Source organism: Paraburkholderia sp. RL17-347-BIC-D (genome assembly GCF_046027915.1).
GTDB lineage: Bacteria > Pseudomonadota > Gammaproteobacteria > Burkholderiales > Burkholderiaceae > Paraburkholderia.
In genome coordinates this window covers 1-7772 of sequence record NZ_JARESS010000117.1, presented here as the reverse complement: position 1 = coordinate 7772, position 7772 = coordinate 1, and the positions used below count along the sequence as shown (strand labels likewise).

Sequence of the window (7772 nt, the reverse complement as noted above, 5' to 3'; positions counted from 1 at the left end):
CGGCCTGCGCGGACGGCGACTGCTAGAGCAGCAGATCGAACTGGAGATGGACGTTATCAAGTAACGGACCGTCGGATGAAGTTTTCCGGAGAAGGCCAGAAGAAAATTGCTTTCCTCTGAATTGGCATTGACTGGACCAGCAGATCAAGGACCGGATGAATCCCGGCGAAGCGAACCATTGGGGAGGCCCATTGCAGGAGGTCCGATCGCAGCAGAACTCTGCAATCACACCCCTCGGAACGACTTGATGCCGAACAACTCTTTGAGGCCGAAGTGGGAATCAAGGCGCGGCGGTACATGCGAGGCGCGGACTTTGGCGTGGCCGAGCGACAACTGGGGATCGCCGTGGGTTATTCGGGGGTAGAGTCATCTCCGTGCATCAAATCCATTCGGCAAGCCTAGTGATATTGTCGTAAAGAATGACATCGGCATTTCATGTCGGCGCGTTGTTTCTCTATCGGATTTCTTGGAGACGAATGCCGTGAAAAAGCAACCGTTGGACAATGCAGTGATGCTCCCATGACCTTCTTGCAGGTGTACTGTCTCGAACCCCATTCCGGACGAGTACCGGTGGACATCGTCCACGCATCACGTGATTGCTAACTTCTATCCCAGCAACTTCAACGAGTGGCATACCACCGATCCAAACAAGAGCAAAGCGCCCGACAACGCCATTCGATCATCGCTGCGTACTGAATTGGGCTGACCTTGTGGTGAGGTCATGATCTGCATAGAAATCAACGGTGCCGTAAGGACGCGGCGCTGGTTGGAACTGAGTCATCCCGACCAGTCCTCTGTGCGTTTGAATTCGTTCATTAAGTTTGTTTCTTCATTGTGAGGTGGCGGTTTATGATTGTGGAATGGATCGAGGTCAGAGTTAGCAGGAAGATGAAGGTGGCTGACCAGATTTTTGCATTCGAGTTGGTTCCCGTGAGCACAATGGTTCTGCCGCGATTCAGCGCAGGCGCTCATATCGACGTCCGTTTAGACGGCGGCATTATTCGTCAGTACTCTCTGAGTAACCACCCATCTGAAAGGCACCGCTACGTTATCGGGGTATTACGAGATCCGGCATCCCGCGGTGGGTCGGCGGCGATGCACGACATCGTCGAAGAGGGGAGTATTCTTTCTATCTCCGAGCCAAAGAACCATTTTCCTCTCACACCGGATTCACGACACAGCATCCTGCTAGCGGGAGGAATTGGTGTCACCCCAGTTCTGAGTATGGCTCGCTTCCTTTCCACTATTCAACAGCCGTTCGAGATGCACTATGCCGCTCGGACCGAGTCAAAAATGGGCTTTCGGGAAGAGATCATGGCCTCGGAGTTTGCCGATCGTGTCCATATGTATTACAGCGACCACGGTCCGAGCGAGGTGATTGACTTTCGTGAGGTACTCGGACAGCCTGCCGCTGAAATGCACTTGTACGTTTGTGGGCCAAAAGGATTCATTGACGCAGCCCTCGACGCAGCGTGGAATGAAGGGTGGAAAAAACATCAGATTCATTGCGAGATGTTCGTCGGAACATTGACCACATCAGACAACGACATAGATTTCCAAGTTCTCCTCCCGAAATCCGGCCGGCTGATATATGTTCAGAAGAACGAGCCGATTACAAAGGCTCTCGCTGCGGCGGGGATTTCAATTCCCGTTTCTTGTGAGCAAGGAGTGTGTGGAACTTGTGCGACTCGAGTACTCGATGGGATACCCGACCACAGAGACTTCTTCCTGACCGATGCAGAGAAAGCGGCAAACGATGCCATTATGCCTTGCTGCTCGCGCTCAAAGTCAAAAGTACTAGCTCTGGACATCGAGTGATGTGAGTAATCGGTGGACGTTCCCTTGTCAATCAGGAGATCTCGACTACCTTAGGGTATTGATGAAGCGGTGCCGAAACTCCCGCGGTGAGCGGTATGTCAACAATCCCTGTCGATCGTTCCCGGTGATCTGCTCGAAGACATTTTCATTAAAAGACACCCCGTCACGTTCGCTAAATCCCCATGTCCTTGGCTTGCGCCCCGATTTGCTAGGCACGTCTGAAACCGTCGCTTCGCTAGTTTCGCGTCAGATCAGTAAGATTGTCATCCCGACGACTGATGGACAAATCTAGTGTATGGCCGAGCGGGCTCGATTCCTACTCCCGTTCGACCGGCGCGCTCAGGTCATCGATCGACTTAGGACAGTCCACTGAATGACGAAACAGGTACGCTTGAGTGAACGTGCAGTCAGGTCACAACGGAGCGCTCTCTGTGCGGGCGGCAGCCCACGCGAGGCCGGCCACTCAGACGCGAATGTCACCGGTAACTCCGCGCGTACGCCTGGAACGATTACCACGGGGTGCAGCTGCGTGATCTTCGTGAGGCCGCGAAGCCGTGCACCTTTTTTTTGCCATTTCCGCTATACGGTTCATCGTGCAGCGCTGAGCTCCGCTCGATATCGTCACGATCCGACACGATGGTCGGGCACACCTCCAGCTTGTTCTAAAGGTCACGGCCAAGCTCGGGCGCCGGTGCCGACCGATCCGGCATTCCATTGCGCATTACAGCGGTTGCGGAAGGGGTTCTTTGGTAAGGATCTGATCTGTACCGTTCCCCCTGCGTAGAAGATGCAATCATCGGCTGCGACTGACACGAGTGACCGACTGTGTCCACAAACAGCGAGAATGGAAACTGTGTTTCAGACAGTCGAGTTACCCACCAGGCGTCAGAACCGACGGCATTAATTGAAATGGAAACGATCGGTCGTTGAGCAGACGTTTGAACCTGGTGCCTCGGTTACCCGAGTCGCCCGCGACAACAAGATCAACGCCAATCAGCTGTGAGGTTGGCGCAAACGGTACACCCAGATCCGCTAACGGAGGCGATGATGCCTGTCGTTGTCGATGTACCGTCCCGATTTTTAGCGTCGTCGCTTCGATAGATCGTTGAGTGATTCAGTCACTTCATTTCAATAAGTTCGGCAACGCGTTGAAGGCCCCCCGTGCGGCGCCATGTTATGTACTTCGTGTAGCACGTTTGCTGTGGGGGGAACGTAGCGGGCAGCCTATGCCACTTCTCGCCGGTCCGCTGAATCCAAAGAATTGCATTCAATACTTCTCGGTCATCCCGGCGGGGACGCCCTCGCCTCGAAGCCAACGCCGGAAACAGGTGTTTCACCCGCTCCCAATCGTCATCGGACAAAGGAAGAAAGTTCATAGTTTGTACCTACCTGTGCCGTACAAAGTTCAAGAATGGCACACCCTCAACTCATCTTTCGCTAAGCTCGGCGCGAATTCCCCGGGCACTGGGGCTCGTTTTGGAAACGGTTGTTAGGCTTGCGCGGGTTGCGGGGCTATTGCCGGTTGGCGTGCAGGCAAGCGGTTCGCTACCAACAGAATAGCTCCGAGTACCAGTAGTCCGACCATCACGTACAGGCCGGCTTGCATGCTGCCGGTTGCGGTCTTGGTCCAGCCGATGATCGTCGGACTCAGAAAGCCGCCCAGCAGACCGATCGTATTGATCAAGGCAATTCCTCCTGCAGCTGCGTCGCCCTTCAAATAATCCGAGGGTATTGCCCAGAAGACCGTATAGGAGATCGACATCATGGCGGTGGCGACAGACATGAAGATCAGCGACATCGCGAGTTGTCCGCTCGCCCACGTCGCGGCGGCCAGGGCAAGCGCACCAATCAGCGCCGACACTGCGCTATGCCAGCGCCGCTCGCGATGGCGATCCGAGCTGCGGCTACCAAAGTACATAGCGATTACCGCGGCGATGTAAGGGATTGACGAGTAAAGCCCGATTTGAAGCGTGTCTTTCACACCATCAGCCTTGAGGATCGTCGGCAGCCAGAAGTTGACGGTGTAAATGCCGCAGATCACGCAGAAGTACGCCATCGCCATCAGATACACCCGGGGATCGCGCGCCACTTGCCTGAACGAGTTATGAGCGACAGCTGGTGCAGCCAGGCCGGCGTCGAGCGTTCGCTTTTCTTCCGTCGACAACCACGTCGCTGAGGCCGGACGGTCGGCGAGGAAGAACCACGCGACGACACCCAGCACGATACAGGGCAAGCCTTCCACGAGAAACATCCATTGCCAGCCAGCGAGACCGAAGGCCCCGGCAAATGCAGTCATAGTCCAACCAGACAGCGGCCCGCCTACCACGCCCGCGAGTGGCTGACCTATCATCACGATGGCAATGGCGCGCGCCATGCGGGCCTCGCCGTACCAATAGGTGAGGTAAAAGAGCATCCCGGGTGCGAAGCCGGCCTCGAATACCCCAAGTAGAAAGCGCAGCCCGTAGAACAACGTCACGTTGTGCACAAATAGCATGGATGCAGACGTCAACCCCCAAAGCACTAGGATACGGCTAATTGTTTTGCGGGCGCCCAATTTGGGCAGTAAGAGATTGCTCGGGACTTCAAACAACACGTAGCCTAAGAAAAAAATTCCCGCACCGACACCGTAAACGGCGTCAGAGAAGCCGAGGTCGCTTTGCATCTGCAATTTCGCGAAGCCGATGTTGAGGCGATCGAGGCAAGCGAACAGATAGCAGGTGACCAGAAAGGGCAGCAGACGCCAGTTCAACCTGTTGTAGAGCGCCGTGGTCTGATCAGCGCTCGAATTCGAAGGGATAGCGTACATGCACGTTCTCCAGAAGAGGATTCGCAGGCGGGCAGTGGATTACCGGATGAAATCCAGCATCTAATGACTGGCAAGCGAGAGTTACTAAGGTAAACCAACATTGCTTAAAGGGCAGTGCGTGGCGCGTTTATTCAGACGCTCAGACTTTCTCCGGTCAATCCCTCCAAGGGCAGGGAACGGAACGGACCCAAGCGATCCTGGAGATTAGCCAACACCCGCTGAGCTAGATTGTGCGGATATTGTCCCGAGGCGCGATCCACGAGGCAATGAATAAGCTGAATACAGCCTCTCCGGCCGCTACGCAGTAGATCTGGCTGCTGAGTGAGATCGAAAGGCCGCTGTTCGAGCGCCTCCCCGGGTGCGTCGCGCCGGTCAAGGCGGCGCTGCATTCGGTCGAATTTTGGCGCGGCTACCAAGGACAACGAGAACGGCTCGAGGAGCGGCTGCGAGCGCTGCAGGGATTGCAACATCGTTGCGTAACGCCGCCCATTAGCGTGGGGCTTCTGAATACAGGCCGGTGATCCTGCCCAATAACGGATAGCGTCGTTGCTGACAATGAGCAGCGGCCGGTCAGGCATATACGAAATCCGTGCAACCTGATGAATACCGTCGGCAAGCAAGGCGCTGGTATTCGTCCAATGCTCGAGTGGAACGTGATTTCGAGGCCGGCCTTCCTCGTCGATGTTGCCCTCTTGGTTGCCCTCAAGTATTGATCCCGATACGCCGCGCGAATTCGCCTCGCGCACGCCCATCATGTATCTATCTCTTTCGAGGGAATCGTTGGGCCCCGAACGCTGCCCAACCAAGTTCTTACTGACGTGAACATCAATATGAGGCTCGGCCGACAATGCAGGCAATGCGTCGCTATTTTCGAGCACCAACTCGAAGGCACGTATATTTGTCGCCTGCGTCTCCTTCCGGGCGACCCGGATCTGTATATTAGACATTGTCGAAACGTCCTTATAATCGTTGCTGACCATCACGAGATCTACGCTGATGCAGCCTTGTCTCCGGGCGGACTATTGATCCGGTCACTCGCAACTGGGCGTTGGCCTTCGCGATGTCCCGTTCGCTAGAATCCGTGCCAAATTTTCTCTCGGTTTGTACTAGACACCAGCATCGGCAACACTTCGTCCTATACCGAAACGTTAAACATTCCATGCGGATCGATAACAAACTTCTTTGGCACTCCCGCGTCAAATTGAGCATAGCCTGCTGGAGAATCGTCTAACGAGATCATCTGAACTCCAACCACCTTAGCGATATCGATCTTGTTCCACAGGATAGCTTGCATGAGTGCACGGTTATACTTCATCACCGGCGTCTGTCCAGTAAAAAAACTGTGCGCCTTGGCCCATCCCAGACCAAATCGAATGCTTAATGCTCCGCGCTTTGCAGCTTGATCGACGGCTCCGGGATCATCTGTTACGTAGAGTCCCGGGACCCCGATCCTCCCAGCTACGCGAGTGACCTCCATTAACGAACTGAGCACCGTGGCAGGCGCCTCATGTTGCGCTCCATCATGGCCGTGTCCTCGAGCTTCGAAGCCGACTGCGTCAATCGCGCAATCGACTTCCGGTTCACCGAGGATTTGCTCAATTTGATCTGCCAGACTGGTATCCAACGACAAGTTGACCGTATCGAAGCCTACAGTCTCTGCATGCTCAAGCCGTTTGACGTTGACGTCCCCGACAATGACGACTGCGGCTCCCAACAGGCGCGCGGACGCCGCGGCCGCCAATCCTACGGGACCCGCTCCTGCCACGTAGACGGTGCTGCCCGGTCCCACGCCAGCAGTTACCGCCCCGTGGTAGCCGGTCGGAAGGATATCGGATAGACAGGTCAAGTCCCGGATCTTCTCAAGCGCCTGGTCGCGATCGGGAAACTTAAGGAGATTAAAGTCAGCGTACGGCACGAGAACGTACTCCGCCTGGCCGCCAATCCAGCCACCCATATCAACGTAGCCGTACGCACCGCCTGCACGAGAGGGGTTGACGCTGAGGCAAACACCGGTCTGCTGTTCCATGCACGATCGGCAACGTCCACAGGCTACGTTAAACGGCACCGAGACGAGGTCCCCTTTTTTAAGGCGCTCCACGTCGCGCCCCACTTCCAATACCTCCCCAGTAATTTCGTGACCGAGGATGAGGCCCTCGTTAGCTGTCGTCCTTCCGCGCACCATATGTTGATCTGATCCGCAGATATTAGTTGTCACGCATTTCAAAATTGCTCCGTGTTCGATACGGCGCCCACGCGGATCTTCCAGTTTCGGAAATGGAATGGACCGAACCTCGACCACGTTCTGCCTGACATATGCAACACCGCGATTGCCACTCATCACCTCTCCTGTTTTGATCTTGCAAACATAATCAGACTAAACTGTCATCAGAATTTACATCTGTGGGTCTACAGCCGAAACGGGACTTTGGCGTTTCGGCATCCTCGCTTTTTCGCTTTTGCTACATGAAATCAAAATGACCGGCCACAGAGGTGGGTAGAAGGGGTAGCTGCGACCACAGTGCACAGAGACGACGCCGGGTGCTACGTTCCCCCACCCCCCGGACTACGCAAGATCATCTTTACAGCGAACGGACTTGGCGCATCGAGCGGTGAGCATCCAACTGGGCACCGCCATGCAGATGGCACCTTCGACAGTCCGGTACCATCTACAAGCGCATCGGGCAACCGCGCGGCGCATCAGCGATCGTTACCACGCGGTGGCGCCGTGTGGCGTGGCCGCGCACCGGCAACGTTCGCCGCTGCCCAGTGGGGTTCGCTCTGTCGCAACGGTAACCGGGCTGCACCGCTCTGCGTCAGGGCGACCCCGATCGCCGGATCTGAATGCCGCACTGCCCACTCCGCGTGGTGCGCCAAAGCACCTGTTATTTCACAAACGCCTCGGCTGTAATCCACAGCGTCGGCCTTCCGACTGCGCAGGCTTGCCTAATACACACGCCTGCTAGTTACACTGTGTGCCAGTTTTTAGGCGCGGATGCCGGCGGACGCGATTGTGCGAACGCGGCATACGCCGCTTTTCACGGAGAGCGGATCGAACTTTATTATCCAGCTCGCTTATTTACTTAGCCCTGCACCGATGTCCATCTCCAGTTCGATCTGCTGCTCTAGCAGTCGCCGTCCGCGCAGGCCA

Annotated in this window: 6 protein-coding genes; 2 read left to right on the top strand and 4 right to left on the bottom strand. The window is 55.8% G+C overall.

Annotated elements, in window-relative coordinates; translation table 11 throughout:
- Positions 1-888 precede the first annotated feature (888 nt).
- Entirely contained in the window at positions 889-1818 is a 930-nt protein-coding gene (locus P0D96_RS46990) for a PDR/VanB family oxidoreductase (RefSeq protein WP_408321075.1), read from the top strand.
- A gap of 904 nt (positions 1819-2722) precedes the next feature.
- Positions 2723-2821 carry a transposase gene (locus P0D96_RS46985; protein WP_256458461.1) on the top strand — a complete coding sequence of 33 codons (99 nt, stop codon included), beginning with the start codon at positions 2723-2725 and terminating at the stop codon, positions 2819-2821.
- A gap of 115 nt (positions 2822-2936) precedes the next feature.
- Here the strand turns inward: P0D96_RS46985 and P0D96_RS46980 are convergent, their stop codons facing one another.
- The 4 genes from P0D96_RS46980 to fdhA all read right to left on the bottom strand — a co-directional run bounded on the left by P0D96_RS46980 (position 2937) and on the right by fdhA (position 6962).
- Complete coding sequence (locus tag P0D96_RS46980) at positions 2937-3194, bottom strand: transposase (RefSeq protein ID WP_408321073.1); 258 nt, start codon at positions 3192-3194, stop codon at positions 2937-2939.
- A 113-nt stretch (positions 3195-3307) separates the two neighbouring features.
- Positions 3308-4624: an MFS transporter gene (locus P0D96_RS46975; RefSeq protein ID WP_408321071.1), complete on the bottom strand. Its 1317-nt coding sequence runs from the start codon at positions 4622-4624 to the stop codon at positions 3308-3310.
- A gap of 131 nt (positions 4625-4755) precedes the next feature.
- The gene (locus P0D96_RS46970) at positions 4756-5571 is read right to left on the bottom strand and encodes a ferredoxin reductase domain-containing protein (protein WP_408321069.1); all 816 of its coding nucleotides are present in this window, start codon (positions 5569-5571) and stop codon (positions 4756-4758) included.
- 188 nt (positions 5572-5759) lie between these two features.
- The gene (fdhA, locus tag P0D96_RS46965; protein ID WP_408321067.1) at positions 5760-6962 is read right to left on the bottom strand and encodes a formaldehyde dehydrogenase, glutathione-independent; all 1203 of its coding nucleotides are present in this window, start codon (positions 6960-6962) and stop codon (positions 5760-5762) included.
- Positions 6963-7772 lie beyond the last annotated feature (810 nt).